This window comes from Comamonas koreensis (assembly GCF_014076495.1).
GTDB classification, from domain to species: domain Bacteria; phylum Pseudomonadota; class Gammaproteobacteria; order Burkholderiales; family Burkholderiaceae_C; genus Comamonas; species Comamonas squillarum.
On the sequence record NZ_CP043575.1, the window covers coordinates 3,417,963 to 3,443,204 of the forward strand.

37 protein-coding genes and 2 tRNA genes are annotated in these 25,242 nt (G+C 59.6%); 12 read left to right on the forward strand and 27 right to left on the reverse strand.

All coding sequences use genetic code 11. The features are described 5' to 3' along the window. Nucleotides 1-3: 3 nt before the first annotated feature. The 14 genes from F0Q04_RS15415 to F0Q04_RS15480 all read right to left on the reverse strand — a co-directional run bounded on the left by F0Q04_RS15415 (nt 4) and on the right by F0Q04_RS15480 (nt 8,928). Nucleotides 4-402 carry a hypothetical protein gene (locus F0Q04_RS15415; RefSeq protein WP_182341872.1) on the reverse strand — a complete coding sequence of 133 codons (399 nt, stop codon included), beginning with the start codon at nt 400-402 and terminating at the stop codon, nt 4-6. 4 nt (nt 403-406) lie between these two features. Then, nucleotides 407-1,105, reverse strand: coding sequence for a hypothetical protein (locus tag F0Q04_RS15420; RefSeq protein ID WP_182341874.1), 699 nt, complete (start codon nt 1,103-1,105; stop codon nt 407-409). Nucleotides 1,106-1,113: 8 nt separating this feature from the next. Beyond that, nucleotides 1,114-1,434, reverse strand: a complete 321-nt coding sequence (locus F0Q04_RS15425) for a hypothetical protein (RefSeq protein WP_182341876.1) — start codon at nt 1,432-1,434, stop codon at nt 1,114-1,116. After that, nucleotides 1,427-1,735, reverse strand: coding sequence for a hypothetical protein (locus F0Q04_RS15430; protein ID WP_182341878.1), 309 nt, complete (start codon nt 1,733-1,735; stop codon nt 1,427-1,429). The genes F0Q04_RS15425 and F0Q04_RS15430 overlap by 8 nt, the downstream gene beginning before the upstream one ends. After that, on the reverse strand, nt 1,735-3,126 hold the full coding sequence (locus F0Q04_RS15435; RefSeq protein ID WP_182341880.1) for a hypothetical protein: 1,392 nt from the start codon (nt 3,124-3,126) through the stop codon (nt 1,735-1,737). The genes F0Q04_RS15430 and F0Q04_RS15435 overlap by 1 nt, the downstream gene beginning before the upstream one ends. A 1-nt stretch (nt 3,127) precedes the next feature. After that, nucleotides 3,128-3,430, reverse strand: a complete 303-nt coding sequence (locus F0Q04_RS15440; protein ID WP_182341882.1) for a hypothetical protein — start codon at nt 3,428-3,430, stop codon at nt 3,128-3,130. Then, nucleotides 3,430-4,020 (reverse strand): hypothetical protein, encoded by a 591-nt coding sequence (locus tag F0Q04_RS15445; protein WP_182341884.1) that lies wholly within the window; start codon nt 4,018-4,020, stop codon nt 3,430-3,432. The genes F0Q04_RS15440 and F0Q04_RS15445 overlap by 1 nt, the downstream gene beginning before the upstream one ends. Nucleotides 4,021-4,036: 16 nt before the next feature. After that, a complete protein-coding gene (locus F0Q04_RS15450; protein WP_182341887.1) occupies nt 4,037-4,441 on the reverse strand; it encodes a phage tail fiber protein in 405 nt (134 codons plus the stop codon). A gap of 3 nt (nt 4,442-4,444) precedes the next feature. After that, the gene (locus tag F0Q04_RS15455; protein WP_182341890.1) at nt 4,445-5,068 is read right to left on the reverse strand and encodes a DUF6682 family protein; all 624 of its coding nucleotides are present in this window, start codon (nt 5,066-5,068) and stop codon (nt 4,445-4,447) included. Between the two features lie 11 nt (nt 5,069-5,079). Continuing rightward, a complete protein-coding gene (locus F0Q04_RS15460; RefSeq protein WP_182341893.1) occupies nt 5,080-5,715 on the reverse strand; it encodes a hypothetical protein in 636 nt (211 codons plus the stop codon). Nucleotide 5,716: 1 nt separating this feature from the next. Next, nucleotides 5,717-6,082 carry a hypothetical protein gene (locus F0Q04_RS15465; protein ID WP_182341895.1) on the reverse strand — a complete coding sequence of 122 codons (366 nt, stop codon included), beginning with the start codon at nt 6,080-6,082 and terminating at the stop codon, nt 5,717-5,719. A gap of 61 nt (nt 6,083-6,143) precedes the next feature. After that, nucleotides 6,144-6,551 (reverse strand): hypothetical protein, encoded by a 408-nt coding sequence (locus F0Q04_RS15470; RefSeq protein ID WP_182341899.1) that lies wholly within the window; start codon nt 6,549-6,551, stop codon nt 6,144-6,146. 66 nt (nt 6,552-6,617) lie between these two features. Next, on the reverse strand, nt 6,618-7,889 hold the full coding sequence (locus F0Q04_RS15475; RefSeq protein WP_182341901.1) for a N4-gp56 family major capsid protein: 1,272 nt from the start codon (nt 7,887-7,889) through the stop codon (nt 6,618-6,620). Nucleotides 7,890-7,905: 16 nt separating this feature from the next. Then, nucleotides 7,906-8,928, reverse strand: a complete 1,023-nt coding sequence (locus tag F0Q04_RS15480) for a hypothetical protein (protein ID WP_182341904.1) — start codon at nt 8,926-8,928, stop codon at nt 7,906-7,908. A gap of 289 nt (nt 8,929-9,217) precedes the next feature. Here F0Q04_RS15480 and F0Q04_RS15485 point away from each other — a divergent pair, with 289 nt between their 5' ends. Next, entirely contained in the window at nt 9,218-10,147 is a 930-nt protein-coding gene (locus F0Q04_RS15485) for a hypothetical protein (RefSeq protein WP_182341907.1), read from the forward strand. Nucleotides 10,148-10,182: 35 nt separating this feature from the next. Here F0Q04_RS15485 and F0Q04_RS15490 read toward each other — a convergent pair. The 13 genes from F0Q04_RS15490 to F0Q04_RS15545 all read right to left on the reverse strand — a co-directional run bounded on the left by F0Q04_RS15490 (nt 10,183) and on the right by F0Q04_RS15545 (nt 18,652). Next, a tRNA-Ser gene (locus F0Q04_RS15490) sits at nt 10,183-10,273 on the reverse strand. Between the two features lie 662 nt (nt 10,274-10,935). Further along, nucleotides 10,936-11,011: transfer RNA gene (locus F0Q04_RS15495), tRNA-Met, on the reverse strand. Nucleotides 11,012-11,138: 127 nt separating this feature from the next. Further along, on the reverse strand, nt 11,139-13,256 hold the full coding sequence (locus F0Q04_RS15500; RefSeq protein WP_182341910.1) for a hypothetical protein: 2,118 nt from the start codon (nt 13,254-13,256) through the stop codon (nt 11,139-11,141). 67 nt (nt 13,257-13,323) lie between these two features. After that, nucleotides 13,324-14,172: a terminase gene (locus F0Q04_RS15505; protein WP_198424326.1), complete on the reverse strand. Its 849-nt coding sequence runs from the start codon at nt 14,170-14,172 to the stop codon at nt 13,324-13,326. After that, on the reverse strand, nt 14,165-14,956 hold the full coding sequence (locus F0Q04_RS15510; RefSeq protein ID WP_182341913.1) for a terminase large subunit domain-containing protein: 792 nt from the start codon (nt 14,954-14,956) through the stop codon (nt 14,165-14,167). Before F0Q04_RS15510 ends, F0Q04_RS15505 begins: the two co-directional genes overlap by 8 nt. Next, on the reverse strand, nt 14,910-15,452 hold the full coding sequence (locus F0Q04_RS15515) for a terminase small subunit (protein ID WP_182341916.1): 543 nt from the start codon (nt 15,450-15,452) through the stop codon (nt 14,910-14,912). The genes F0Q04_RS15510 and F0Q04_RS15515 overlap by 47 nt, the downstream gene beginning before the upstream one ends. A 157-nt stretch (nt 15,453-15,609) precedes the next feature. Then, complete coding sequence (gene lysC / locus F0Q04_RS24340; protein ID WP_420093985.1) at nt 15,610-15,876, reverse strand: Rz1-like lysis system protein LysC; 267 nt, start codon at nt 15,874-15,876, stop codon at nt 15,610-15,612. After that, nucleotides 15,791-16,180 (reverse strand): hypothetical protein, encoded by a 390-nt coding sequence (locus F0Q04_RS15520; protein ID WP_182341919.1) that lies wholly within the window; start codon nt 16,178-16,180, stop codon nt 15,791-15,793. The genes lysC and F0Q04_RS15520 overlap by 86 nt, the downstream gene beginning before the upstream one ends. Continuing rightward, on the reverse strand, nt 16,171-16,767 hold the full coding sequence (locus tag F0Q04_RS15525) for a transglycosylase SLT domain-containing protein (RefSeq protein WP_182341923.1): 597 nt from the start codon (nt 16,765-16,767) through the stop codon (nt 16,171-16,173). The genes F0Q04_RS15520 and F0Q04_RS15525 overlap by 10 nt, the downstream gene beginning before the upstream one ends. After that, entirely contained in the window at nt 16,764-17,150 is a 387-nt protein-coding gene (locus tag F0Q04_RS15530) for a crAss001_48 related protein (protein ID WP_182341926.1), read from the reverse strand. The genes F0Q04_RS15525 and F0Q04_RS15530 overlap by 4 nt, the downstream gene beginning before the upstream one ends. A 286-nt stretch (nt 17,151-17,436) precedes the next feature. Beyond that, on the reverse strand, nt 17,437-17,775 hold the full coding sequence (locus F0Q04_RS15535; RefSeq protein WP_182341929.1) for a hypothetical protein: 339 nt from the start codon (nt 17,773-17,775) through the stop codon (nt 17,437-17,439). Between the two features lie 215 nt (nt 17,776-17,990). Next, nucleotides 17,991-18,239, reverse strand: coding sequence for a hypothetical protein (locus tag F0Q04_RS15540; RefSeq protein WP_182341932.1), 249 nt, complete (start codon nt 18,237-18,239; stop codon nt 17,991-17,993). Continuing rightward, nucleotides 18,236-18,652, reverse strand: a complete 417-nt coding sequence (locus F0Q04_RS15545; protein WP_182341933.1) for a VRR-NUC domain-containing protein — start codon at nt 18,650-18,652, stop codon at nt 18,236-18,238. The genes F0Q04_RS15540 and F0Q04_RS15545 overlap by 4 nt, the downstream gene beginning before the upstream one ends. A gap of 532 nt (nt 18,653-19,184) precedes the next feature. Here F0Q04_RS15545 and F0Q04_RS15550 point away from each other — a divergent pair. From F0Q04_RS15550 to F0Q04_RS15600, 11 genes are all read left to right on the forward strand, one after another. Further along, on the forward strand, nt 19,185-19,538 hold the full coding sequence (locus tag F0Q04_RS15550; RefSeq protein ID WP_182341936.1) for a hypothetical protein: 354 nt from the start codon (nt 19,185-19,187) through the stop codon (nt 19,536-19,538). Further along, entirely contained in the window at nt 19,538-19,741 is a 204-nt protein-coding gene (locus F0Q04_RS15555; RefSeq protein WP_182341939.1) for a hypothetical protein, read from the forward strand. Before F0Q04_RS15550 ends, F0Q04_RS15555 begins: the two co-directional genes overlap by 1 nt. After that, on the forward strand, nt 19,728-20,774 hold the full coding sequence (locus tag F0Q04_RS15560) for a hypothetical protein (RefSeq protein WP_182341942.1): 1,047 nt from the start codon (nt 19,728-19,730) through the stop codon (nt 20,772-20,774). Before F0Q04_RS15555 ends, F0Q04_RS15560 begins: the two co-directional genes overlap by 14 nt. Further along, complete coding sequence (locus F0Q04_RS15565) at nt 20,771-21,157, forward strand: hypothetical protein (protein ID WP_182341945.1); 387 nt, start codon at nt 20,771-20,773, stop codon at nt 21,155-21,157. Before F0Q04_RS15560 ends, F0Q04_RS15565 begins: the two co-directional genes overlap by 4 nt. 4 nt (nt 21,158-21,161) lie before the next feature. Beyond that, nucleotides 21,162-21,446 (forward strand): hypothetical protein, encoded by a 285-nt coding sequence (locus tag F0Q04_RS15570; protein WP_182341948.1) that lies wholly within the window; start codon nt 21,162-21,164, stop codon nt 21,444-21,446. After that, the gene (locus tag F0Q04_RS15575; RefSeq protein ID WP_182341951.1) at nt 21,439-22,110 is read left to right on the forward strand and encodes a hypothetical protein; all 672 of its coding nucleotides are present in this window, start codon (nt 21,439-21,441) and stop codon (nt 22,108-22,110) included. The genes F0Q04_RS15570 and F0Q04_RS15575 overlap by 8 nt, the downstream gene beginning before the upstream one ends. After that, nucleotides 22,107-22,496 carry a hypothetical protein gene (locus tag F0Q04_RS15580; protein WP_182341954.1) on the forward strand — a complete coding sequence of 130 codons (390 nt, stop codon included), beginning with the start codon at nt 22,107-22,109 and terminating at the stop codon, nt 22,494-22,496. Before F0Q04_RS15575 ends, F0Q04_RS15580 begins: the two co-directional genes overlap by 4 nt. Then, nucleotides 22,496-22,873, forward strand: a complete 378-nt coding sequence (locus F0Q04_RS15585) for a hypothetical protein (RefSeq protein ID WP_182341957.1) — start codon at nt 22,496-22,498, stop codon at nt 22,871-22,873. Before F0Q04_RS15580 ends, F0Q04_RS15585 begins: the two co-directional genes overlap by 1 nt. Continuing rightward, nucleotides 22,870-23,670, forward strand: coding sequence for a hypothetical protein (locus F0Q04_RS15590; RefSeq protein ID WP_182341960.1), 801 nt, complete (start codon nt 22,870-22,872; stop codon nt 23,668-23,670). Before F0Q04_RS15585 ends, F0Q04_RS15590 begins: the two co-directional genes overlap by 4 nt. Continuing rightward, a complete protein-coding gene (locus F0Q04_RS15595) occupies nt 23,663-24,022 on the forward strand; it encodes a hypothetical protein (RefSeq protein WP_182341963.1) in 360 nt (119 codons plus the stop codon). Before F0Q04_RS15590 ends, F0Q04_RS15595 begins: the two co-directional genes overlap by 8 nt. A 440-nt stretch (nt 24,023-24,462) precedes the next feature. Then, the gene (locus F0Q04_RS15600) at nt 24,463-25,194 is read left to right on the forward strand and encodes a hypothetical protein (RefSeq protein WP_182341966.1); all 732 of its coding nucleotides are present in this window, start codon (nt 24,463-24,465) and stop codon (nt 25,192-25,194) included. Nucleotides 25,195-25,242 lie beyond the last annotated feature (48 nt).

Genomic DNA, 25,242 nt, shown 5'->3' on the forward strand with positions numbered 1-25,242 from the left:
GGCTCACTCCAGTGGCGCGAGACCGGTGGTGGTGGCTTCCCAGGCCACCTTGCGCCAGTTCTTGCCCCACTCCCTTGTCATAGCCTCGTCGCCGTTGTCGCGAAGCTGCTGCATCACCCAGGCTGCATGGCGGCGCTTCTCCTCGCGCTCTTTAAATGCCACGTCCTTGCGTTTTGCCCACACCGACACAAGGCCGGTGAGGATCGTAAAAATAGCGCCAATGATGATGCCCATGGTATCCACCGAAAGACTCGAAAACCAGGTCGGCGCGACCCCGGCATCCGTTGCAGCTTTGGCTACGCCACCAGTGAAGGTAAAACCTCCAATGGCATAGTTGGCTCCAGCAGAAATACGGCCGATTACAAAAGCGCGGCTCTCATTGAGAAGGGACTTGAGCGACATTGTTCTACCCTCTCCCAGGCAGCACGGAATAAGTTAAAGGTGCGCGCAAGTCGAATCCGGGGATCGGATACCACTGCTGCACACCATCCCGAAACACATTGTCTATTTCGTAGCCAACTCGTACATTAAGGCCGAAGCGGCCGAGCAATGGACGGAAAGCTGTGAGCTGCCAGGCTTCGCCGCAGCGGCGCAGCTGAATTGTGTCGTCGGCATTTCGCCAGACCTGCACGGAGTCCGCTCCGGCCGACACATCCACCGGCATCCCAAGACGGTAGGCGAGGCCTTCACCGGCATTGCGGCGATACCAGTCTTTACGGGCCTTGGTGCTACGCGGGTGGTTGCCCTTGCTCCAATAGCATGCCTCGACGGCGCGCTGGTACTCCCATGAGGCGGGGTCCTCGCTGAGCCATTGCCCAGGCTCTGGCCGGTGGGTGGCGTCGTTCCAAGGTGCGTTGTCCCCATGCGCTGTGATGTTTCCCATCGGGGCGATGTCTTGATCCAGAAGATCGGGCCGCACATCAATCAGGCGCTCGCTCTTCCACGTCAGCATCTTGGCGATCTTTCCGGCCTTGAAGAGACGCACTTTCCATTTCGCCCATAGCAAGCCACGGGCTCGTTTTTCTGCGTCCTGCAGCGCGGCAAGCGCACTGGGTTGCAACGCCGAGGGCAATCCGGTGCGCGCAATAAGTTTGGCGATGTTCATGCCGCTCCTCAAATGGTGATCTGTTGGCCAGCAATGAACATCTCGTCCAGGGCATCGTCGCTCAGACCTAGCGCAGCAGCGGCCTTGGTCAGAAACGGAGAGTCGAAGCGGCGCCAGGTGCTGGTGTGGTTCCAGGCCAAGTCTGCCCACATAGCCTCTTGCCCGTCGGTGATGCCGGCCATGTAGTCAAGCACCCCCTGCGTGAGGCCCTGTAGCCCCAGGATCGCCCGGCCCTGTGCGCGGCTGATCTCGGCAGGCACGCGCGCACGGCGGTCGTCTTCGGCAATCTGCTCGGCCGTCTTGAGCTGGCCCCAGTCGATATTAGGCATTGGGCACCTCGTCAGTGGGCAGTGGCACGCGGCCATCTACGGGGTTCAGGATCGGCAGCGGGAAGGCGCAGCTTTCAGGCGCATCCCAGGCGATTGGTAGCAGCAGAGTCAGCTGCAACTCGCCACCCTGGCGGCGCACATCGCCTATGATGAACTCGCAATCCACTGCAGCCGCCGGCAGAACGCCACCCTCGGGCAGTTGAGTGAAGTCGAGCAGCTCGCCGTTGATGGTGAGCTTGTCGGCATCCTTGAGCACTTCCAGTGCATCAGAGCGGACCTGAGGGGAGAGATTGATTTTCATTAATACCACCGTCCAATCGCAAGAATTCTTACGAAGTAATTCGCCGTATCTGAGGTGACCCTGAACAACTGCATCTTTCCAGACTGAGTAGGAGTTGGATTTGCGGTCTCGCAAGCCCAGCTATGACCCTCTGCGCCATCGACCTTTGCACCAAAGAGCCACTCGGTTGGCTGAGAAATGAATTCTGCGGGCCAGGAATATGGACCAAAACTCGCACCATTTACAAAGACGCTGCCTGCTGCAACTGCAATCCCAGTGGTGCCCGAGACTCGCCAGCAGATCTGGGTGCCGTCGGCCAATCGAATAAATTCACCATTGCCATTGACGCCGCGCTGCATCACCGCCCCGTTGGGGACTCCAGCCAATTGCGACACAACACCAACAAGCGCAGCGAGCGCAGCAGACCCAAGCCCAAGATTGGAACGTGCCCCCGCAGCTGTGTTGGAGCCTGTTCCGCCCCCGTTTAATGGTGTTATGCCGGTGTGGTTAGCGCGATTCAGAAGTTGTGCATCACTGCTATTGGCGGTAGCGCCACCGGAGATGCCGGCCAACTTCGCCTTCTCTGCAGCTGTGAAGTCATTTGAGGACAGTCCTTTGCCCTCCTGCGCGTCTACCTTGGCATCCAGTGTGGACTGCAAGTTGTCGATGGAGGCAACAGCCTGCGTTCCGGTGTGCGTGCTACGGTCGCGCAGCTGTGCGTCGGTCGCGTTCTTTGTGGCTTGCTCTGCAATGGCACCAAGCTTCGTTGCTTCAGCGGTCGAATAGTCGTTGGTACTGAGGCCCTTACCGGCGACCTTTTCCACCTTGCTGTCGAGCGCCGCCTGCAAACCAGCAACTGTTGCTATCGACTGCGTGCCGGTGTGCGTCGTGCGATCGCGCAGTTGGGCATCACTGGCGTTTGCGGTTGCACCCACGGCTATACCTGCCAGCTTGTCTCGATCCGCAGTTGCGTAGTCCTGAGTGGACAGGCCCTTGCCGGTGACCTTGTCAACCTTGGTATCGAGGCCTGACTGCATTGCTGCCGCCTGCACAAAGTTCGTCAGTCCGTGAGCGGTTACCCTCATACCCAGATAGTCGCCAGGCATGTAGCTTTGCGCCTGCGTCCCCTCTTGGCCTCGCTGCACATAGATGCGCAGCTCGTTCACCACCGAGCTATCCACGGCCAGCACTTTGATGATCTCGATGTTGCTCTCAACAGAGCCTGACTTTTTAAACCCGGTGATGGTGTACCAGTTCCCATCATTCAAGGGGGCCAAATACACCGCAGCGCCCGAGCTGATGCGCAAGATGCCGTAATCCAGCTCGTTATCCGGATCTCCTGTCGTTGGTGCTGACTTGACCGGCGCAGTGAATTGAGACTGAAAGTTGTTGATAAAGATCTGCTTGGCCATCTCAGTCATCCTTAACCGTCATCGTGAACTCGTTTTCTTTCTCACGGCCGTCGCCGGTGACGGCTAGAACGGTGATCTTGTAGCGGCCCGCCAGAGGCTTGATGCACCACACCTTCACGCGTTGGTGCTGCACAGCAAATGAGCGACCAAACCCCGAGTACGGCACCTCCGAGCCATCAGCCAGGCTCTGCACCTTCACGGTGGCCGAGGTGATCGTGTCGTCGATAGGCAAGAACTCCGAGAAGTCCATGTCGTAATCGAGGGTCTCGGATGGTTGTTGCGTGAATTTGCCAATGATTGCCATCAGCCCACCTTCATTTCTCTGTCTTGGTACGGCACGTACATCACACGGATGTCGGGCGCGTCTTCGTCGTACGGGATCTGCTTGATAGTGTCCCCAGACACGGTTACTCGTACCCGCATAGCGAAAGGCACAACGGTGCGGAATCTCTCGTAGCTGCGCACCGCAGCCAGGCGCAGTGCCACAGCTGGTGAGATGGCAAGCGGGCCCAGCGGGGTGTAAGTCTTGAAGTTCGGCGTGAGGTCCGCCCTAGGACTAATCGCTACCCTGCCCTGGCTGATGCTCCGCCTCGGAAACACCGTCACATGGGGCACCAGCAGCACCCGTTGCGCGAAGGTCAGCTTTGTGCGCGAGCGATTGGTCCCGAGGATGGTGAGCTGCGCGGTGGGCGCAATGACGGTCCGGCCGCTGCGAACCAATGTTTTCCACACCGAAATCAGTTCGGCCCTGGCGGTGAACTCCACCGGCGCGCGCGCTCGCACCCGCCCATTTGGCCGCAACACTGCAGCCATATTGAACGTGGTGCTGACACGCTGAATCGAGTCTTCTACCAGCTCGTTTATCAGCGCGGCGTTGATGCTCTCGCTGTTCATCCTGGTGCGCGACCGATCAGAGGAAGTTCAGCATCAAATCGCCGCTGAGCTGCGAAGAGTCGATGAAGTACACATCGTTGATGTTGAGCAGTTTGGGAGCCGGCAGCGCTTCACTGAAAATCAAGTTTCCACCTGTGAGCGCATCCACCACACCGATGTGGGTCACCGTGACAGCCGCACCCGTCACTGGCGCGAACTCGGCGCGCTCAGTGTTGAATGTGCTGCCGTTGTTCGCCGTTGCGAACGTGGGCGCCTGGATGCGCGTGTACCAGCTGCCGGTCACCTCAGTGCCAGCCGTGAACGAATCGGTGGGGTCAGCCTTGAACAGCGCCAGGTAGCGCCCCGGCACGCCAGGCATCGCGATGCCCTTGCACCAGAAATTGGCAGTTGCGTTGGCGGCGTAGGTAGAAAATCCAGACATCTTTTATGCCTCCGGTTTTGCTTGTTGCAGGCCGACATCGGCCGCGAATGCTTGATAAAAACTGCCCGCTTTCGAGTCCGAGGCGGCTTCGGTGTCCTTGCTGTGCGCGCGAAAGCACACCCAGTTGAGGAGCGCGCCGCGGTACGTGTCAGGGATGGAAATGGGCTGGCCAGCCGTGATGTCTGGCGGGACCGCGCTGTATGTCATCAGAACGAAGCCGGCGCCGGTGTTTGCAGGCCACACCCAGAACTGCTCACGGATGTGCGGATCAGGCATGAAGTGCACGACTTCAAGCTGGGCCTTGTCAGCGGGCCACCTGGCGCGGGACTGGTCCAGGTAGTCGCGGGAGGTGGCGCGAATGCGCTTCCCCGGCGTCGCGCCATTGATACCCAGGTTGTAGGCCAGGTCCAGCACTGTGATGGCCCCAGCCGGTGCGCGCTGCAACACCCCCTGTGCCAGCTTCTGAGGCTCAGTCTTCGTGTAGGCCTGCGGTACCGCATTGACCACCTGCGTCTGCGCTTCGTTGAGCCAACCCAGCAGCTCTGGCTGGGTCCAGCGCGTGTTGCTCTGATCCTGCAGAATGATCGATGCTTGGTCGATGAGGCGCTGCGCCACGATGGTTCCCATGCTGACGCTCCTCAATGCCTGCTGCGCGTGCGCAGCGGTGCGCGGGCGCGGTTGGTGATGGCGCCCGCTTGGGCGTTATGCATTGCACCGTGGAACAGCTGCCTGTGCAGCGCGCCCAGATCGGGAGCGGACCAAGGTTTGCCGGGCATCAGCATCAGGCGCGCCAGGGCGCCATCAACGATTCGCTCCCCCCACTTGGCCCAGATCCAGCCCGGGATGGTCGTGGCCGCCCGTGATGGTTGCAGCGCCAAGTCGATCTCCAGCACGCCAGCCTGGCTGGTGACCGGCACGGGATGCAGTAGCACCTGCTCGGTGTCGTTCTGTGCCCAGAAGCGCGGTGCGCCAGTGGGGTCCCCGTACTCAACCTCATCGAGCCATTTCCCCTGATTGGCCGGAGCCAGCGCTTTCCCGCGATAGCGCACGGACAGCACCCTCACCACCGCTGCACCCATGTCCGGCTCGAGCTCCACCGCGCGCTGGCCGGCAGTCAAGCTGGCGTCCTCTTGCGTGTATGTCCACACGCCAGAAGTGCTGCAGAATTCGATGGCCGCATTGCGGATAGCCAGCTCGGTTACGGGCGAGGACGGGTCGGCGGCCAGGTGCGGCAGCACATCGTCTACGGCGTCAGCGAGGGTGAAGGCGGCCATATCAGTCTGCCGCTTTGATCGACGGGTCTACGACTGCGCCTTCGGCCTCCAGTTCGCGCACCTGGTCCAGCAGGTCGGCCGTGGCCTTACCCTTGAGGACCTTGTCGAACTTGCGCTTGGCGTACTCGCGCAGCTCACCGGCGGTGAACTTCTCCAGCGGCTTGTTTTCGGCGGCGACCTGCAGCGCGTCCTTCGCGGGCGGCTCGCTGCCATCCACCAGGCGGAACTCGCTGGGGTGGCGCAGTAGCGCGGTGGCTTGGGCGTCTGAGACTTCCGCGACGGCGCCCTTACCCTTCCAGGTCTTGCCGCTGTGCGCCACGCGATCCGTGACGAAGGGCTTACGGCCGATGTATTCGATTGATGGCATGTGTGCTCCTTACAAGAAAGCCCGCACCACGCGAGGCGGTGCAGGCGTTCACGGGCTGGGCTTAGATGCCCTCAGGGGACTGCAGAACGGTCAGGTCCAGGCGGCCCGTAGCGGCCGCACCGGTGACGGTTGCAGTCACGAAATAGCGGACCTTCTTTTTCACCGGGGCGGCGGCGCTGCGCGCTACGCCGGCGGCGGCCGTATCGGTGGCGGCCAGCAGGATCGCGGCGTCTTCCGCGAATGCGGTGCCGTCGAATGCCTCGATGCCGATCGACACCTTGCTGCCAGCGCCCAAGGCGCCATACACCAGCTTGGCGTCGTGGATCTTGGTGCCGGCAGAGAAGTCCAGCAGGCGGATCTTGGTGCCCGCAGCTGCAGCGTTCAGGGTGATATACCCATGTTCAGCAGCCAGGCCACGGTCGCCCACGTACTGCACGCTATCCAGGGAAGGAGCATTGATAGTTGCCATGATCTAATCTCGATTCTGGGAGGCAACGCCTCCCGTTATTGATTGACGAATTGAGCCAGGCTCACGTTACGAGGCGAGCAAAGCCCGGCCTTCGGCGGATTCGATGGCGGGTGCGTAGGAGTCGAACACCGCGCAGCCGTGGTCGGTCATCACGCCGTCGATCTCGAAGCGGATCTTGGCGGTGCCACCCATGTCGCCCGCAACGATCTCGATCACGTTGCCGTGGTCGGTCTTCTCCTCCGACCAGTCGTAGAAATAAGCGCTCTCGCCACCGCTGCGACCGTAGGCCCGGCCCAAAGCCTGCGCGCCGACGATGATCGAACGGTCAGTGGGGACTGCAGCAGTCTTCTCCACCGGCGTGAACTTGCCGCCGGTGCCCTGGTCCACTTGCACCTTGGAACCCGTGTCAAAGCGGATGGCATAGCGCTTGAGCGTAGCGATCAGCATGCCACCCCACATGATGGTTTCCATGTTGTCGAACAGCGGATGCTTTGCCCCAGGCACCTTGCGAGCCACGGCATCTGCCACAGCCTTTGCCCACTGCGAGGTAGTGCCGCGCTGCTTGAGGTACAGGAACTGGCGCTCGGACACGAACCACACGTACAGAGGCGAGTTCCAGTACTTGTCGTCGTTCTCGTACTTGATGCCCTGCAGGGGAACAGTGGACTCACGGATCTGCGAGCCAACGCGCTCGATGTCGGTGAAGGTCATCGCATCGGTGGTGGCCAGCTCTTCCACGCTGGTGGCGTCACCAGCATAGAACTGGCGGTTCTTGGTTGGAGCCTGGACATCATTGACCATGATGCCGTTGAAGTCCTCGTCAGAGTCTTGCGGCACAACCCAGTCGGAATGGTTCTGGGTGCCACGGGCGCCGGCCAGCTGCACCAGCGTGCGCTGGTCTTCCAGGCGGCCCATGTAATCGGTCAAGCCGGTCATCACCACATCGCGCAAATTGTGCACGGTGCGCTTCTGGGACATCTTGCCGCCGTTGTCGGCACCGGCGCGCGTCTGGTTGATCCAGATGTCCATGCTGGAGCTCGACGTTTTCATCATCTTGCCCTGCACGCGGGTGTCACCCATCACGGGCTTGCCGCGCAGAGGGTTGAACAGGTCGATGCTGACACGGTCACCTGCAGTCTTGGACAGGTCACCGGCCTTAACCACTGGATAGCCAGGCGCGGTCTGGTCCTTAGCCTTGCTGCCAAATTCGGCGTTCTTGGGCATTGGGCCCGAGAGCATGTTCAGGAAGCCGGGAGCCTGCTGCACCTTGGTGAACAGACCTGCGGAGAAGACTTTCGCAGCCAGTGGGCTGCCGATTGGGATGGAATTTGCTGCCATAGTGATTTACCTCAATTCACAACTTTGCGAAATACGCTGCCTGTTCGGCTGGCGACATGCTCTGCAGCTTTTGCGCGATCTGCGCTGCTGACAGGTTCTGTATTTCGTCGATTGCCGTTTCTTTCGGCGCGGCGCCTGCTGGGAACTGCTGCAGCGATGCGGGCATCTCGGAGTGCTGCTCCTTTGCCTTTGCCACAGCGGCTGCCTTGAGGTCTGCCGCGCCTGCCTTGGTAGTACCGAGGTCAATGGTCTTACCCGTCGAAGACTCCGCCATCTCGACAGCCTTGGCGAACCGCTCCGCCATGGGCTTGTCTTTCCATGCCGCTTGCTGCACCAGCAGTACATCGAACTGCTGCGCAACGGCGAACATGGCAGGATCATTGGCTTGGATATGGGCCAGCTTGGGCACCGTATCGATTGCCTCCTGCACAGCTTCACGCTGCTGGTTGGCCTGCCGCTCCTGCGCACTGGCATACGCCTGCTGCATAGGGTCGACCTTGTTGGCGAACTGCTCCTCCAGGCTCTTGCCAACGCTTTGCAGCTTGGCCACCGCCTTGTAGACAGTCGGGAAGTCTTCTTTCAGCTCAAGCAGCTCTGCGTCGGTCAGGTCGCCCGCTTTGTCCATCAACTCCGCTGCGCGCTCGGTGTCAGCATCACCGGGGGTACTGTTTTGCTTTGCGCGCAGCTGTTCAAGCTCGGTCTGTGCTTGCTGGTACTTGGCGTTGATCTCGTCGCGCTCGCGCTGCGCCGCTTGACGTTGTTCACGCTCACCAGCCAGGACAGTGAAGGGAAGAACGTGCTTGCCGTTTTTGGACTGAATGCCATCAGCGGTGTGCTCGTCGCCTTCGCCCTCGCCTGGGACGACTTCGGGTTTCTTTTCCTCTGCAGGGGCTGCAGATGAATCCTTTGCAGGCTCAGTGCCCGAGGTGCCCGGGGCCGCGTCGTCGTCCGGGGTGCCGGCCGACAGCTTCTCGTACAGAGCAAGCGCGTCTGTAGGGCTCAGGTTCTCAGGGATTTGGTCTGCTATTGGATCTGCCATAACTCTCGGTTCTCCGTTTAACGCACTGGTGCGAATAGGCCTGCATTGAGGACGTAACCCTGTCCGGGGTATCAACTGGGCCAGTGAACCGAAATTTATTGAGAATTTCTTACTCGTATCGGGAAAATTGAGCAAATCAAAACCGGCGCGTGGTCGGCTCAAAAGAGCATCAAAAGTTGCTTTTTGGAATAATTGATCCCCCTAATGATCTTCTATCAAGACACGCGCTAGCATAGGTCACGGGCCATCTAGGTTACATTGAGGTACACATCACTCATATCGAAGCAACATGCTGATCTACTGCGAAGGTGCCGCCCAAATCCGTCATCACACAACGGGCCTGATCTATGACATTCAAGCTGACGAACTGGATTGGAGCCAAGTAGGAGGCGACGAGGGGCCTATGGGTGCGTCAACTCACTATCAGGCCCAACTTGAGCATCCCGAATTAGGACTGTTGACGTGGGATATATGGGAATACCCCGTGGGTGTGGAAAACAGTACAGCGAGAAACGTAAATGGTCATGAGGTTATTCATGATTTACGGTATGGACTGGAGCATGTACCAGACATAGAAGACGCAGACGACTGGATAAATCCGTATATTCCAAATGATCCTTATGAGATTTTCAAGGAGTCAATCACAGAAGCCAATGTACTAGTGAATACGTCTGGCTCAGCCGAAGGAACGGGGCTCATCAACCGTATGGTTTTCTCTCACTACATTACAGCCATGGAGGCGTTTTTGTGTGATGCTCTGCTAAATGCGGTTTCAGATGACACCACCGCTAGAGGAAGGCTACTAAAGGAGCTTAAAGGGCTTCGGGAGCAAAAATTCACATTGAATGAGATCGCGGCAGATCCAGACATTGTGATTAGCAGCTTACAAAATCACCTACGCTCAATCGTCTACCATAATCTGGTAGTCGTAGGCGATTTATTCAAAATCGCTCTTGATATCGATATTTTCCAATTTATCGACGATAAGGATTTCTTATTTAAAGCGGTATTATTACGCCACGATTGCGTTCGTCGCAATGGTAAGGACAAAGATGGAAATATATTAGATGTTTTCACAAAAGACTTTGTAATAGAAACCGGCCAAGCGATCAGGTTCTTCATCGCTTCTCTTGCTTTGGCTATGGATCAAAGGGTTTTCCGGGGGATTACGGAGAAGCTCGAAAAACTGGAGGCGGAGCTCTCATTGTCCGGTTCGTAGCCGGAGGTCCTATCCATTGAACGTCAGGCCCATATTGGCGGAAACACAAGGAATCGAACCCTCACCCGCTCTTCACGGATGGCGACGGTTTTCAAGACCGTTTCCCGACCTTCGGGGCATGCTTCCGGTTGATGGCGGCCAGGCACTCCCAACCCTGCATTGCTGCTTGACCATCAGGAAACAAACCTAGTGACCTCCGTTTTGCCGCGCTTCACAAGCCGCTGGTCAGGCGGCGGGATCCGTGCAGTAGGCCGATACCACTCTGCGTGGCCGTTCCCGGCTAGGTTCGTTTCCTGATGCCCCTCGCAAGGGGCTTCAAGGCCTGTGCTGTTCCTACGTTCTCAGGCTACGCGCCGTCCGATCTCTCGATCAAGCTGCCACTGCGAAGCCACCGTTGGCAGCCACGGCACCCTTGGAGGATGCGGAGGCCTTGGCGATGGCAGCAATAGCTGCTACAGACGAAGAAGCAAAAGCGTTTGCAGTTACTTGGTTTGCTTGGTTTCGCCTTGCGGCCGGGCTCCGCTTGCCCGAGTCGTAAATCTCCGCGTCCTCGCGCTGTCTAAACCAGGTCAGCCCCACAGGATATGTCTAGGTTAGGTTCAAGAATCCCGCCGCGTCCGACCTGCAGATCAAACACACCTTTTGTGCCTAAACATATCTTGTGGAGCTGGGCGGAATCGAACCGCCGTCCAGCACGCACCTACTTCAACCTCTTGGCAGCATCACTGCTTGCCTCACGACCATCAACGCTAACTGCAGGTGACGAACTTACCCACTCGCCGCGTGTCTGGTTGCAATGGCTGGACTTGAACCAGCGACCTTCGGGGTATGAACCCGCTGAGCTACCAACTGCTCCACATTGCAGAATCAGGATGCTCAAAAGATGGCTCACATACGGCAGTGTTTCCACAACAAATCACACGGAGAGCCCCAGTTGCGGCGCCCACCCGCAACACCATCAATCGAGCAAGACTCAATATTAAATTGATCTTTAATCACTTGGCAAGACACGCGGAGCGTAAATTGTTTCAGGCTGTGGCGTGGTGTCTACGACTGGCAGTTGCACTCCCATGCCTTGCGCCATGGCTTGCAGCTCCTGGACGGCCCGTGCGAGGTCAACCGCAAGCTTGCGGGCCTCCATCAGCGTCTTCTCCGAGTCGGCCTCCTTGGCATTGATCTCCGCTGCAATCTTCGCCATGTTGAGCGTAGCTGCCTCCTGTTGCATCGCCTGCTGAATTTGCTGAGCCTGCTGAGCAGCCTGCTGATCGGCCTGCATCTGCTCGGGCGTCTTGACGCCTCCCACCGAGCGGATGCGATCGGCGATCTCATATTTGCGCGGGCTGTCCGTCTGCTCAAAGACGATGTCGGCCACAGCGGCCTGCATCTGCGGCGGCAGCGACTTGACCATCTCGGTCATCTGCTGCATTTGCTGCATCTTGAAGCTCGGTGTAGCCGGCACGTCGTCGAGAACCAGCACCGGGCGCACGCGCGTAGTGTCGTTCTCAATGACGGTCTGCCCAGTCGCTGGATCCACTACCCGTCGGTTGAACACAATCGTCTTGGCCTTGGCGCCCTGCCCAATCTTGACCCGCGTCTCCTTGCCCAGCATGTCCTGCAGGCGCATCTCAAAAAGCATTTGCCCAGCAATGCGGCGCGCGATGCGGTAGTTGTCGTTCAGGTCAGCCAGGCCATTGACGCCTTGCTCCACCAGCGAGTTGATCGCAAAGCCGCTAGTCGCGCTGGAGTTCTGGCCCATCAGCGCCTTGTGCACGCCCGAGGCCTCCGGGATGCTCTGCTTGGCCTCCTGCAGCGCCTGGAATTGCTGCGAGGAGATGTCCGCGCCGCTGTCCACCTGGAACTGCGAGTCAGGGGTTCGACCCTTTTTGAGAATGATGTAGGCGTCCTGGCGAGACACCTCGGCGGCCGCAGCTTCATGGTCCTCCACCGCATCGGCGTCGGCGATCACCCGCTTGCTGTTCATGGCCCAGAGCATCTTGCTCTTGCGGGCGTTGACTTCGCGCTGGGGCGAGAGCATCACGCGGATGATCCCGTACGGCGCACCCGACAGATCCTCGCGCTTGCCGAAGAAAGGCACATATGGGAACAGGCGATGGTTGTAGGGGCTCGGAGTGTCGTACAGCATGTGCGGGCCGACGTACCAAGCCAGGCGGACCTTCTGGAACACGGCCGGCTTGACCTGGGCGCCCTCCTCAACGATCAGGCGCTGGTGCTCCACGTTGTCGAAGTCGCACTCCACAACCGTGCCGGTGGGCAGCCGAAGCGTGTAGCCCTGCACCGCCTTGCGATACCACACCTCGGAGATCAGCACGCTGTTGTCTGCGCGGTTCACGTACATGTGCTCGCTCAGCCTGGTGTCACGGCTGATGTTGAAGTGCTGGATGAGGCCCGTGTTGCCGTTGTCCAGCAACGGATCGTAGCCCTGCCAGTTGGTACCGCACTGGCGCAGCAGCTCAGCGAACATGGGGAACATGCCAATGGCGTCATCGAGCAGGATCCAGCGGCGGCGGATCAGGTAGCGCGCATCGGACAGGTCAGGCTCCTTGCTGCGCCAATCCCAGTAGATCTCGCTGCGGTGGACGTAGCGGGCCATGTAGGCGTTCTGGGCCAGTCCATCGCGCTCGCGCCCGATGTAGACCCACCCCAGCCCCGCCTTCACCTCGGCTGCATAGGCCTCGGAGGTGGCGCGATCCAGTCCGGACTCCGTCTCGTCACGCTTGACCAGCAGCGACAGGCCCTCGGCCATGTCATCGGTGCACACGTCATCGTCCTCGGGTCGCACCCGGAAGTCCGACCGGCTCTTGACCTCCATGCCCAGCACCGTGTCGACAGTGGGCTGGATCAGGTTGGTGATGACCTCGGGCTGACCTCGGTCCTGCAGCGTCTCCTTATCTTCCTGGGACAGCTGGTGGTTGTCGTAGAAGTCGCAGCAGATATTGGCCTCGGTGCGCCACCCGCTCGGCTGCAGGGGCAGCTCCATCATCCAGCCCTCAATGATGCTGCGGTCAAGGGGCTTGTCCGCCAGCTCGGGGGCGACATCGCTCACGTTGTCGGTCGGGTCGGTCCCGAATTCGGCGGTGGTAGTGTTCATGCGCAAGGCCTGGTCAAAAATAGTCGCAGTTGCGCAGATTCTCAGGACAGGGGCTAACTCGTACCAGTCAAACCCAACTCGATCCACGACGCCGGCGCATGACCTGGCCCGTGCCCTTGCTGGGGATGGTGATGGCGTAGCGCAGCATCATCAGCGCGTAGCGTGTCGAGTCCAGCAAGTCGTCGTGCGCCTTCACGATCTTCCCGTCCTTGCGGTGGTACATGTTGTACTCGTTGAACCACTCGCTGAGCGTGGAGAAGACGCGAATGCGCAGCGGCTTCTCCCCCTTCAACAGGGTCTGCTGCCGGGCGTATTCCGCCGGATCGTTCGCGTTGAAGCCGTCCAGCATCATCATCAGCCCGGCCTCCACCGACGTTCGGTTCACCCGGGTCTGCCCGTCCAGCGTGTGCCCCTCTGGAAACTTCGCGTTCTCGTGGAGCATGTTCAGGCCATGGCCACGATACTGCTCCGACAACTGCGCGCCGCCGTCCTTGCCGTGCTGCAGGCCGTCGTGCGGCCAGGCAAAGGGTATCCAGTCGCCGCGCTGTAGCGCCTTGGGGGCGAGCTGGGCCGGGGTCTGCTTGCTCTCGCTGAGCGTGTCGTACAGGTAGACGATGTTCTCGTCGCGGTCCCAGGCCAGCCAGCTCATGGCAGTCGGGTGGTCCCAGCCGAAGTCGATCGCGCCAATGCGCGGCCACAGATCGGGGATGCTGAACGGCGCGACCTTGATGATCTCTTCGTCGGTGCCGAAGATCTGGCCGTCGCCCAGCGCCGGATAACCCCGGGAGCGGGCCTTGCGCAAGTGCGGAGGCGTGGATGCCAGCAGCTCGGCCTTGGTGCGCGCGCTCAGGTGGGGCACATCATCCCAGCCGGCCATGACCAGGTACTTGGATTCGGAGCCGGGCACTCTAGGCATCGTCGTCCTTGTAGATGTCCGGGATGCCATTGGGCAGGAAGGATCGCACCGTCTCGCTCATGCCCTCCAGTGGCGTGAACGTGATGTTGATGAGGCCATTGGTGGTGGCCGTCCGGATAAGGCACTCGCCGTAGATGTCGTACGGGGGCTCCTCATCTAGCCAGATCACGTCCTGCTCGGTGCCCTCAAATGAGCCGCGCCCCTGCTGGAAGGACTTGATGCCCAGCTTTGACCAGCCGCCAGTGATGTGGCGGACCTGCACGGTATCCATCAGGTCCTGCACGCCTTGTTTCCATGAGATTGACCCGATGTCATCGCCCGGCACCAGGCCGGTGCCCGCGACACCCTTGCGCGCGCCGTCGAACTTGATGTCGCCAAACAGCTTGTTCTGCACAATGTCCCGGCTGGTTTCGTTGGTCTTGCCGGCCGCCCAGGCCTTGATCGGCTTGTCGAACCTCCGACCCACCCACCAATGCGGATAGCGGCCGGTCAGGTGCAGTGCCATCTCGTACCCGCCGGCGCCCTCGGTCTTCCCGATCCGGTTGGCCGCCAGAAAGCAGCGCTCACGATACTGTGCCCCGGCCGCGAAGAACTCCAAGTGCTTGGGGTAGAGCTCGCGCCGTAGCGGGCCTTCGTCGGGGTAGTAGGTGAACAGCTTGCGCCGGGCCTCGCGCCGGGCTTTCTCCTGCAGCAGCTCCAGCAGCTGGGCCTTCTGCTCGCGCGTGAGCCCCGCCAGATCAGGCTTTGCCGGCGGTGTACGCAGCGATTTGCTTGTCGAGCTCATCGTCTCCCAACTCCGTCACCTGCTTGACCTCGATGCGCTCCTTGAACATGCCCAGGTGCTTACCGATGTCCACCAGAGCAGCGCGCTTGTCCGCCAGCTTGAACTTGACGCGCTTCACATCGCGGGCATCTTCGCCGCGCCCGTCGACAAAATCCTCGACCGTCACCTCAGAGAGCGCGGCAGCCTGGTCGCGGGTCAGGCTGGAGAAGTCCAGCACCGGGTCGCCGTCGTGCCCGATACGCATGTAGTCGTGCATGTTGGCGAAACCGAGCTTTGCCAGCTCCTTGAGCACCATGTCCTGGGTGATCTCAGTGCGCTCAGACCGCTTGTCCTTTGCAGCCTGCACGGCAGCTGCAACGCTAACATGCGCTAACAAACGGGCCGCCTGCTCGTTTGCCGTCTTGGGCGAGTAGCCGGCACGAATGGCCGCCTGCGTCCCGTTGAGGTCCACAAGGTACTCGTCCACAAACCGCTGCTGCCTGGGCGTCAACGCCATCAATCCACCCTCAACTTTCCGTGTTCTACAAGCCACTGCGCAGCGATGATCCGCTGCTTGACCCAGGCCTGTGATATTCCCCACTCTGCCGATATTTGGGCACTCGTGCGCGTGCGGGCGGCTACCAGCAGCTCACGCATCCGCGCTTTTGTCCAGGCTACTCGCGGCTTTTTGGCAGCAGAGCCTGCCGGGCGCGTACCGCGTTGATCAATGCCTTCTTCTCGCCTGCACACTCCTTCGCGCTCCCCGTTACCTCCACCAATCGCTCGGTGACATCGTACAAATCGCCCGTAGTCAGAGGGTTGGCCAGCTGCCCAGGGCATTCCTGCATCAGCCGATCATCGACCGGTGGCGCCGAAACTAGCGTTGAGCGCTGCGCGCAGCCCGTCAGAGATGACAGGATCAGAAGGGCACATGGCAGCACCAGCAGCGACTGGCGCCTGGCTTGCAAGAAGTTTTGTCGTGGCATGGTTCGCCTTCTCCGCGTTGAGCATTGACTTGAGGCCCGAGGCCTCCGCTTTGGCCGCTTGCGTGGCAGCCTTGGCCTGGTCCAGCGCAGCGTTGTCCAGGACCGGGACAACCTTCTCGACTGTCTGCACCACGGTCTTGGTGATGACTTCGGCCTCTTTGTGGCCTGCAGCCGACCACTTGTAGCCAAAGCCCAGGCCGGCAGTGAACACGATGGCCGCGCCCACAATCAACCCGACTATCTTTTCGATCAGTGACATACGGTCCGCCCCCACGATGAGTAAATGAGCTGGTGTTTCAGCAAGATCTTGGGCGAGTAGGTTTCGTTCTCGTGCTGGTTGGATGCCAGGATCCCCGGGTTGATGAACCCGGTTGCCTGCCACGACAGCGGATCGGGGGAACGGGCCTTGCGCCGATTGGTCCACCCCAGGCCGCCGTTGTAGCTGGACAGTGCGAAGTTCCACCGATCGCACTCTGTGTGTCCCTTGACGCGGTCATACAGCCACCGGTCATACCAGACCCCGGCGCGAATAGACCATGTGGGATTCAAAGGCTCAACTGCACCCCAAGCAGCCGCCTCATTGGCCCACTTGGCCGTTGCTGGCATGAATTGCATGAGCCCCAGAGCGCCGGTCCGTGATACGGCTTGTGCGCGCCAAAGACTCTCCTGGTGGATCTGGCCGGCGATGGCCGGCACAGGAGCCGGGATGCCAAAGCGAAACTGGGCCTCTCGCGTGAGCTGGGCCCGGTACTGCAGGGCAGCAGCCGGGATGGCCTGGGCCATGACATTGCCGCAGAGCAAGGCGATTGCGCAAGCGACCCAATGGCCGATGCCGGGGCGACTCACTGTCGCACCTCAAGGTGCTTGATCCGGTCGTCAAGAATTTCACAGTACGCGGTCATTGCCTGGGCCTGGCGCTTCATGCGACCTTGCTCCGCTTCGGTCAGCTTCTGGAACATGGGGTTGTCCGACACAAAGGCATTCAACTTGTCCAGGCGGTCTCGCAGATCGGAATGCTCGCGTAGCATTCGCTCCTCGTGCGGTGATCGGTCGCTAGGTCGCGCCTTGGACCCGGCAGGCACCTCTTTGATGAGGATGTCGGAGCCTGGGTAGACATACAACTCGACCTCATCACCAGGCTCCAAGATCTGGCCGGTTATCGCTGTCTCCACTTTCGCCTCGTAGGAGCCACCGTTCTTCGGGACTTGGATTCGGATTTTCAGGGTCATGGTTCGCGCTCAGGAAAGTCTCCAGCAACCGGCTGGCTCGGTTTGAATAGTTGCCCCCTGGCTGGGGCGCACAGATCAATATCTGGCACCGTTCTCAACTGCCGTGTGAACCCTGTTGCGTGGGTCAGGAGCGGTGCAAGGGGGTGAGCCCTTGCGTACGCACGGCTACATCCGCCTCAGGAATTGGTTTGAATATTTCGGCACGCGCCGGTGCAAAAGCAGGCATTACCGTTGGGGCACGCCTTGATGTTGGGAACAAAACCTACGGGCAGCAGGTTGGGCATGGCTAGAGGCCGAGGCACCCGCCCAATACCACCGCAGCGATGACAATTGCGGCTGGCAAGGCCGAAGAATCTTTCATCCCGCGAGAGTCCCGTCCCACGGCATTGCTCGCAATCCAGTAGCCCACCCAGGCGAACATCGTTACGTGCCCCGCCTTGTAGAGGACCGTCTGCGCGGCGGGCAGATCGCTGCCCACCAGCCAGGCCAATGTGTACAAGGCCAAACCCAGGCACAACCACTGCGCCATCTTCAATTTCTCTTTGATCTGCATCTTCGACACCACCAGAGTTAATGTGCTTGCTGCCAAGATCGCGGCCGCGATCCACCGTTTGTCTTTGTCCATCGGATTGCTCCAATTCCTTGATGGCCCGCTTGAGATAAACCGCTTGGTCGAGCGTCTCTTCGTAGGCGTGTTGCAACCATTGCTTCAAGTCCAGCGGGTTGTCAGCCACTGACACGCCGTACTTCTTCATGCCGAAGGCCTGGCGAGCAGAAATGTCAGCACACACCTGCGCCTCAACCCCGTGCGGCACGGCCCCGGCGGCCGGAGCTTCTCCGTCAACCTCTGCACATTTCATTGAACATCCTTTGCAACTCGTGGCCGGTGATGGCGCTGGACTCCCAGATCAGCCAACCCGCCTTCCTGTTGCGCCGCTTGCGAACAATCAGGCGTTTCTTGGAAAGAACACAAAGCGCGTCCTCCACCTGCTTGCGCTTGAGCCCGGTGGCGGCGGCGATGTCTCTGCCCATCACCTCCACCCCGGCGCCCGCGCGGATCACATCGAGGATGCGCTTCTGGTTCGTCATTCATCAAGACCCGGGGCCTCATACGCATTGACGCCGAAGTATTCGCACAGCACTTCACGCGCCTGCTCAGCTGATCGGCAGAGCGCATGCGCCCAGCCTTGCGAGGTGAAGTGGTCACGCCACTCCACCTGCTCGGGTGACTCGCGCCCCGTGGCCGTTTTCATCTCAATGACAAGTCCGGCAACTGCACCCACACGCACCGACAGATGCAGATCCGGGAATCCAGGTTTTGTACCGAGGGCCTTCATCTGGGCCCCTGTAAAGGCATCACGCTTGCCCCCGTTGGGCGAGTGATGCAGCCAACGCAGACCCGGCATCAATTGCCGGACTGCCTGCTTGTGCGACCAGCGAACAAGGCGTGCCTGCTCGGCCTCCTCGCTTCGATTGATCGTTCTTGAACGGTTTGCGGTCATGTCGTGATTTTAAATCAACATGATCAAATCTCACGCAATGATGCAATGTGTTGCAAGTGCACCAATGACCACTTCCCCGGACTTCCACGGCGACTCCACGGCCATGAAAGCACCTAGTCAATTGTTATATTTGACTTTTCTCACATTTTTCCCCGATTCCACGAATTCCTCAGCGTTATAGATCCAGATACCCCAACTGCCTAATATTTAATCAATTTTTTAAGGTGGGCATAGATGGGAGAATTTGGGGAAGTAGGTATAGGTATATATATTTATATATATTTTTCAATATCTTATCTATAGACAGCAGTTCCCCAAGAGTTCCACAGAGCTCGGAGAACTTGGAGAATTCCAGCTCAAAAAATGTTTGCACATGCTCACATAGCAATCAAGGGTAAACCCTTGTGAAATGATTGAACTTTAATCACACGACAGTGAACATTTCTGTATGATTGAGCCTGGATCAACTGCAAAAGATGATCTTTGATAAACACCTGCAATGACGGGTGATCAACTTCAACAGAGGTAACACATGCAATTCGTGAACATTCACGGGAGGCCGGTTTCGACCGAGGCCACCCAGAAATCACCGGTCTCAAAGAAGGAGGCGCCGAAGTCTTTTCACAAAGGCTGGAAGGTGCTGGGCGTGCACCCCGACCGCGTGAAGGAGGCCAAGGCCGTGCACGAGGCCGGTCAAAAGCGTCCATCGATCAAGGGCTACAAGCCTTTCAACCAATCCGAGTGGCTGCGGCAAGCGACCTTGAAGCCGGTGCAGTCCAAGCCCATGGCGACACCCGAGGGCGCGGGCCAACTGGCCGACCTGGCGCGCTCGAGCGGTTGGCTCAACGTGGTGGTGCAAGAGGTGATGAAGGGAGGGCACAAGTAATGGCGCGCGCCCTCCTCCAATTCTCATCATGCCTGGCGCTCGCCGCTGTGTGTGTGGCCGCCTATGTGCAGGTCATGCGCCTGGCCGATGCGGGCGCCAGTGACCTCGTCGTGATCCCCTTGACCCTGGTGATCGCTGTCCTCTTTGTCGCCTGTGGCACGGGCGCTGTCTTCGCATGGGAGCCTGAACATGTCCACGGCTGAACTCCAAACTTCATCATCCACCACCAATCAAACCGCCAAGCCCAAGGAGTTGACGGCTGAGCAAAAGGATCAGCTCAACCGGGTTCAAGAGGTATTCCGTGGATCGCCTCTCCCTCCCACTGATCCCTCCGCCATCACCCTGACACTGCAGGCGCGCGGCGAGCGCTTCGCCCAGCATGTGGATGTGGCCACTGAAACCTTGGGGTTCCATACGCTCAACGATCACTTCGCCAAGGGATTCAAGAACCACGACACCGAGAGGTCGCTGGCGTACATCAGCGGAAGCATGGGACGCCTACTGCACGGGCCAGGCAAGACGGCCACGGTTTTCATCGAGCCCGAGAAGCACCTCATGGAGTTCGCCACCGCCGGCAGCTGCTTTATCGAGATGCTCACCCAGCTGGCCGATGCTCTGGAGGCAGTCATCCTGAACGCAGACGGTGCAGTTCTTAGTGAGGCCGAGCTCAAGGCCCTTGGCGAGCAAATCAACGCCGGGGTGCGCAAGAAGATGCAGCAGCACCGGGCTGCGCACACCGTCGTGATGCCCGACGGCGAAGTGCGGCTCTACAACGGACTGTCCTTCACTTACGACGTGCTGGACGCCAAGGGCGACTGGGACCACACCGTTTATTTCGATGCCGCGCCGGCGACGGTCAGCCAGGGTCGGGCCAATGGCCTGAACATGGCCGCGGAGCTGATGAAGTTCCACAAGGCCCATAAGCGTGGCTTCTACTGGTTTGGGCGCGTGCTGGAAGCTGCGTACGAGGCCAAGAAGAAAGATCCGCGCGTCAAGTACAGCAAACCCTGCGTAGAAAACGTTGTGGCTGGCTTCATGACCGGCATCGAAGCCTTTGTCCAAGTCGGTTGCAAACACACGAATGTCGAATGGATCAACGCGCGCATCGACGAAGCCGAGCAGAGCTATGCCCGGGATCTGGCTGAAAAGGCTGAGTTCGCCGAGCGCATGCGCAACGCCCGGGCGGCAGCCGCGGCCAAGCGATCAGCGGCCGCGCAGGGAGGGTCATCGAAATGAGCGCCGTTGCAATCTCCCTCCCCTCCGACCACCTGGGCCTGCACCAGCAGGCGCCTTACGGCTCCCAGATCCTGCAGGCTGGCGGCGATCTGCGCTATCCGGAGATCGTCACCGGCGATGTGCTGCAGATCGACTTCGACGTCAAATCCATCAAGCACGACGGCCTGTACTTGATCGTCATCCGCAGCAAGGATGGCGCGCCGTGGCGCTGCGCACGCCGCTTCATGCGCGTGCCGAGCTTCTCCAGCGCGGGCATCGCCATCCACGGCCAGGACGTTGCCGCCGAAGGCTGGGCGCCCGTGCCCGATGAACTCATGAGCCGCATTGAAGTCTTCGGCGCGATCCGCGAGGTCTTCAAGCCCGTCAGCAAGATGGGGAGGTAGCGCGATGTCGGAACCACTCCCACCCAACACCCATGTCTGCGATTACATGCGCAGCTCCGTGGCTGTTTTGTACGACTACCTGCTGGGATCAGGTGACGAAGTCCCAACGCTTCGCAAGCTCTCCATCTCCAAGCTCGCAATCATGCTGCGCGACGAGATTGATGCAGCCAAGCGCGAGTCGCCCTCGTTCGCCGCCCAGCAGGACCAGAAATTCCAGGCCATCAAGGCCCAGCTGCTCAAGAAGCCGCGCAAAAACTCCCGCCTCTACAAGGAACTCAATCATGGATAGGCCCACCACCCCTACCCCCAACATCATCGAGCTCGCGCTGAAGCATGGCGCATCCAGCTACCGCAATCGCGCGGACACCGCCCACCCGGCGTACGGCTTCACCGAGCGGGGCCTGGTGCAGTTTGCGGAGGCGCTGCTTACAGGGTGCCATTGCCCTGATACCGCCGTGAAGCCGGCGAACCTGCAGGCCTTCGACGCAGCGGAATTCCTGGCAACCCCCAAGGATTGCGTTGACTACCTGCGCGAGTTCATCAATAAAGAGGACGAGCAACTGATCACCGGCGCGGTCGACGATGTGGTGCGCGCCCTGCAGCGATTCGCCGGCCGGCTAGCAGCGGTGCAAGCAGAGCCAGCGAGCTACGAGTTCCAGGATCGTGATGGCAAATGGTGCGCTTTTGCCAATGAAGACCATCGCCGCAACACAGAGCGCGATGGGACATGGCCAATCCGCGCGCTCTATACAGCCCCCCATCCCGTTGACGGGCTGGAGCCTGTCCGCCAGGCCATCCGCGACTATCACCATGCACTCGACACGCACAAGCACGGCGGCGTGGCCGCGCACGCAGCAGTCGATGCCATCGAGACTGCGCTGGGCATGCCCTGGCACCAGGGCGAGGAAGCGGGCCGGCGGGCGGCTGCGGCTGAACAAGGCGGTGCAGCATGAAGACCGATCCACGCAAGGGATGCGCGAACGAGCGCGAGCTGTGGCTGTGGGCCGCTATCCATGACCTGCTCGCCCATCCGCTGATGGTGCTCACCTGGTATAGCCGGCCGGCGCTTTGGTTTCACGACTTCACATCACACCGCGCATGGCCGCGCGCCGTGAGCGCCGCTGCTACCGTCACAGCGCACGCTACACGTTTCGGCAGTGTGCGCGTAGCCGCGCAGAGTCCAGGCGTTTGGCGCGTCTACCACGGGCAGGTCAATCACGCGATCACGCTGGCCGCCTTGTCAGGTGATGAGGCTTTGTACAGGGCGTTGCGGTGGTTCGACTCCCTGGGCGCAGAGTTTGGCGGTCGTTTCTCGCCGCAGACATCGGAGGCACTGTGATGCGTCAAAAAGGAATCACCCTTATCGAAACCTTGCTTGTGGTCGCCCTCACCGTCGTCGTGTTCCTGGTTGGCAGTTGCGTGATGGATCCCGAGCGAGTGGCTCAACGCGCCGCCGAGGAAGCGGCGGAGAAAAAAGCCGTGGAAGCGAGGCGCCAAGCCGAACTCAAGCCGCGAAAAATCAGCGAAGCCGATGGCTGCGAGGTCTGGGCGTTCAACCCCGGCCAGCGCTGGCAGTACTTCACGCGCTGCGGCAGCAAGACCGAAACCAAGACCACATGGGAGGAATGCCGCACCGTGACCTCCGGCAAGACTTCGCGTACCGAATGCACGCCTCACAGCGCGACCGTGACCAACGAACCCAAGGATGCCCAATGACAGCCGCCATGCCCCAAAACATAGACGCCTTGAGCCTGGCCGACTGGATTGACTCAGACTTCGATCCAGACGAAATGCTCGAGCGCGGATACGACGCCATTGCGGCCGAGCTGCGCCGGCTGAGTAAGGTGGAAGCGGCCTTCAAGGAATGGATCGAAAAAACCGATTGGGTCCAGCGCACAGCGAAACCCGCCGAGCTGGGCGTCCACCGGGCCGATGTGCTGGCTAGTCGCATCGCGGCGATGGATGCGGAAATCCGCGTCACTAACGACATGAACCAGCAGCTGCGTGACCAGAACACCGCAGTCGATGCGGCGTGCGCGGCGCTGGAGAAAGCCGGTATCGAAGCGGCCAACCGCGCCGCGGCCGCTGAGCAGCAAGTCACCGCCCTCACCCAGCGCCTGGACATGGCCAATCGGCTGAACACCGATGCGTGCAATCTGTTGGCGCAGCAAGCTGCCAGCGAGCGCCTCGCGAAGGCATTCCCCCAGGCTGCCGAAATGTTTCATCCGCTCTATGTCCAAGGCTTTAAGGCCGGCTATCGCCGGGGTGGCGCGCGCGGGAAGCGCTCTGTTCTGCGCCAAGTCGGCAAGCTGGTCGATGAAGTGATTGCCGCTCCTCCTCCGCCTGAGCAGGAGCCGCGCACCAATGAGTGGCACCACAACAGCAGAGTCGAATCCGCAGCCGGTATTCGTGATGCCTTAAGCCGAATGGGTGTGTACCTCACGATCACGACCATTCTTCAGCTTGTTGACATCACGCGCAAGGCACATGAAATAGGAGCCACCAATGATTGAACACCCCAAAATTACCGACGCCCAGATTGACGAGATCTTCAACGCCATGCCAGGCGGGCCTGCAGGCTTCATGAAGTCCTGGGGCTACCGTCAGTTTGCCCAGCAGCTGCTCGCGCTGCGGGCCATGCCAACCTGGGAGCCAGCATTCGACATCATGGTCCCTGAGCAAGAGGAACTGGTGATGCAGTTCTGCATGGAAATCGCGGGCCCAAAAGGAAAGCCCGGCCGCCCGCCTGATCCGGTCCGTTTGCTGGAGATGGCCGAGGCGCTGTACCAAGTTGAGCGGCAAGCCGCTGTAAAGCTCCCCCAGTCGGGTGAACTTGTAAATGTAGTGAAGCCCTCAGCCTCGTGACCCAGTACTACACCACCACCGAAGTGGCCGAGCGCGAGGGCCTGAGCCGCTTTGCTGTACTGCACATGTGCCGGCGCGGGACCATTACCCCAGCCAAGATGGTCGCCGGTCGCTGGTTGATCCAGGCCGGCTATCACTTCACTTACCGGCCGCCGGGGCGGCCGTCAAGCACCAGAAAGGAATGCGACGCAACATAGTTTATGAGATGATGCGCACACAATAACGTGGAGCGCATTTTGATACATAGACGCAGGCCAGTACCTCAACATTTCGGTTTCTACCCATTACCAATAGAATTCGACGAAAAGCAATTTCGAATTTCGACCCTCCCAGGCCTTTCGAAAACCGTAGCTGAGTTAAAGCAAAAAGAGACATTCGCAGGCGACTGGTTCTATGCACCCGCAGCATGCGCGAATATTCACGGCGTCGGTTACAGGAACATGCCTTTTTCCACGAGGATCTTTGGCCTACCTCACACGCACACGATCAACATACAAGGGTCTCAGGATCCAGACGAGGTAGAGTTTGTAGTTTGGTGTCTTTCTTTCTTTGTGGGAATGCGCCTTACGACTACTCCAAATGGATTTCTCGATGGCACTCCACTAACGCCGGGCGATCTTACAGACTTCCAATTGGGCGGTAACGAAAAACCCGCAATTGACCTCGCCTTAAATTTTTACGCCAAGCATGGAGAAGGATCCGTTGCAGCAAAAAGGTTGTGCGCAGTGATTCACGCGCTATTTTTGGCTCAATACAATCGAAATTTACCATTCGAGAAATTTCAATATCTTTATATGGCCATAGACGCATGCTTCAAAATCATGCAAGGCCAGACAAAACCAAAATCATCCGTGGGGCACGGTCAAAGAATTGAATGGATGTGCAATTTTTATGGGATGCCGATACCAGTGTGGGCAAAGTATGATGCGGCGACTAGAATTTCTGATATTTCTGATTTGCGCAACCCAGCTATTCACGAAGCATTATTTTTTGGTGAGCCACTCGGGTTCGCCGCTTCTGGCGGATATGAAACTTGGCCTAGCGAAATCAACCTAGCACTGGAAATGCGGGCGTTGATCTGCAGATTCGTAGTCGCTATCCTCGGACGAACCGACGTACCCTATGTGAAAAGCCCAATTGGCACCTCTCAGGTTTACGCGCTCGACTTGTAGGCAGAAGTCCTCGTCCAAAAAAAACCCGCCACGGAGGGCGGGTGCGCA

Coding starts and splice junctions, on each gene's coding strand:
- F0Q04_RS15415 (WP_182341872.1), bottom strand. CDS start 402: ATGTCGCTCAAGTCCCTTCTCAATGAGAGCCGCGCTTTTGTAATCGGC.
- F0Q04_RS15420 (WP_182341874.1), bottom strand. CDS start 1,105: ATGAACATCGCCAAACTTATTGCGCGCACCGGATTGCCCTCGGCGTTG.
- F0Q04_RS15425 (WP_182341876.1), bottom strand. CDS start 1,434: ATGCCTAATATCGACTGGGGCCAGCTCAAGACGGCCGAGCAGATTGCC.
- F0Q04_RS15430 (WP_182341878.1), bottom strand. CDS start 1,735: ATGAAAATCAATCTCTCCCCTCAGGTCCGCTCTGATGCACTGGAAGTG.
- F0Q04_RS15435 (WP_182341880.1), bottom strand. CDS start 3,126: ATGGCCAAGCAGATCTTTATCAACAACTTTCAGTCTCAATTCACTGCG.
- F0Q04_RS15440 (WP_182341882.1), bottom strand. CDS start 3,430: ATGGCAATCATTGGCAAATTCACGCAACAACCATCCGAGACCCTCGAT.
- F0Q04_RS15445 (WP_182341884.1), bottom strand. CDS start 4,020: ATGAACAGCGAGAGCATCAACGCCGCGCTGATAAACGAGCTGGTAGAA.
- F0Q04_RS15450 (WP_182341887.1), bottom strand. CDS start 4,441: ATGTCTGGATTTTCTACCTACGCCGCCAACGCAACTGCCAATTTCTGG.
- F0Q04_RS15455 (WP_182341890.1), bottom strand. CDS start 5,068: ATGGGAACCATCGTGGCGCAGCGCCTCATCGACCAAGCATCGATCATT.
- F0Q04_RS15460 (WP_182341893.1), bottom strand. CDS start 5,715: ATGGCCGCCTTCACCCTCGCTGACGCCGTAGACGATGTGCTGCCGCAC.
- F0Q04_RS15465 (WP_182341895.1), bottom strand. CDS start 6,082: ATGCCATCAATCGAATACATCGGCCGTAAGCCCTTCGTCACGGATCGC.
- F0Q04_RS15470 (WP_182341899.1), bottom strand. CDS start 6,551: ATGGCAACTATCAATGCTCCTTCCCTGGATAGCGTGCAGTACGTGGGC.
- F0Q04_RS15475 (WP_182341901.1), bottom strand. CDS start 7,889: ATGGCAGCAAATTCCATCCCAATCGGCAGCCCACTGGCTGCGAAAGTC.
- F0Q04_RS15480 (WP_182341904.1), bottom strand. CDS start 8,928: ATGGCAGATCCAATAGCAGACCAAATCCCTGAGAACCTGAGCCCTACA.
- F0Q04_RS15485 (WP_182341907.1), top strand. CDS start 9,218: ATGCTGATCTACTGCGAAGGTGCCGCCCAAATCCGTCATCACACAACG.
- F0Q04_RS15500 (WP_182341910.1), bottom strand. CDS start 13,256: ATGAACACTACCACCGCCGAATTCGGGACCGACCCGACCGACAACGTG.
- F0Q04_RS15505 (WP_198424326.1), bottom strand. CDS start 14,172: ATGCCTAGAGTGCCCGGCTCCGAATCCAAGTACCTGGTCATGGCCGGC.
- F0Q04_RS15510 (WP_182341913.1), bottom strand. CDS start 14,956: ATGAGCTCGACAAGCAAATCGCTGCGTACACCGCCGGCAAAGCCTGAT.
- F0Q04_RS15515 (WP_182341916.1), bottom strand. CDS start 15,452: ATGGCGTTGACGCCCAGGCAGCAGCGGTTTGTGGACGAGTACCTTGTG.
- F0Q04_RS15520 (WP_182341919.1), bottom strand. CDS start 16,180: ATGTCACTGATCGAAAAGATAGTCGGGTTGATTGTGGGCGCGGCCATC.
- F0Q04_RS15530 (WP_182341926.1), bottom strand. CDS start 17,150: ATGACCCTGAAAATCCGAATCCAAGTCCCGAAGAACGGTGGCTCCTAC.
- F0Q04_RS15535 (WP_182341929.1), bottom strand. CDS start 17,775: ATGGACAAAGACAAACGGTGGATCGCGGCCGCGATCTTGGCAGCAAGC.
- F0Q04_RS15540 (WP_182341932.1), bottom strand. CDS start 18,239: ATGACGAACCAGAAGCGCATCCTCGATGTGATCCGCGCGGGCGCCGGG.
- F0Q04_RS15545 (WP_182341933.1), bottom strand. CDS start 18,652: ATGACCGCAAACCGTTCAAGAACGATCAATCGAAGCGAGGAGGCCGAG.
- F0Q04_RS15550 (WP_182341936.1), top strand. CDS start 19,185: ATGCAATTCGTGAACATTCACGGGAGGCCGGTTTCGACCGAGGCCACC.
- F0Q04_RS15555 (WP_182341939.1), top strand. CDS start 19,538: ATGGCGCGCGCCCTCCTCCAATTCTCATCATGCCTGGCGCTCGCCGCT.
- F0Q04_RS15560 (WP_182341942.1), top strand. CDS start 19,728: ATGTCCACGGCTGAACTCCAAACTTCATCATCCACCACCAATCAAACC.
- F0Q04_RS15565 (WP_182341945.1), top strand. CDS start 20,771: ATGAGCGCCGTTGCAATCTCCCTCCCCTCCGACCACCTGGGCCTGCAC.
- F0Q04_RS15570 (WP_182341948.1), top strand. CDS start 21,162: ATGTCGGAACCACTCCCACCCAACACCCATGTCTGCGATTACATGCGC.
- F0Q04_RS15575 (WP_182341951.1), top strand. CDS start 21,439: ATGGATAGGCCCACCACCCCTACCCCCAACATCATCGAGCTCGCGCTG.
- F0Q04_RS15580 (WP_182341954.1), top strand. CDS start 22,107: ATGAAGACCGATCCACGCAAGGGATGCGCGAACGAGCGCGAGCTGTGG.
- F0Q04_RS15585 (WP_182341957.1), top strand. CDS start 22,496: ATGCGTCAAAAAGGAATCACCCTTATCGAAACCTTGCTTGTGGTCGCC.
- F0Q04_RS15590 (WP_182341960.1), top strand. CDS start 22,870: ATGACAGCCGCCATGCCCCAAAACATAGACGCCTTGAGCCTGGCCGAC.
- F0Q04_RS15595 (WP_182341963.1), top strand. CDS start 23,663: ATGATTGAACACCCCAAAATTACCGACGCCCAGATTGACGAGATCTTC.
- F0Q04_RS15600 (WP_182341966.1), top strand. CDS start 24,463: ATGCCTTTTTCCACGAGGATCTTTGGCCTACCTCACACGCACACGATC.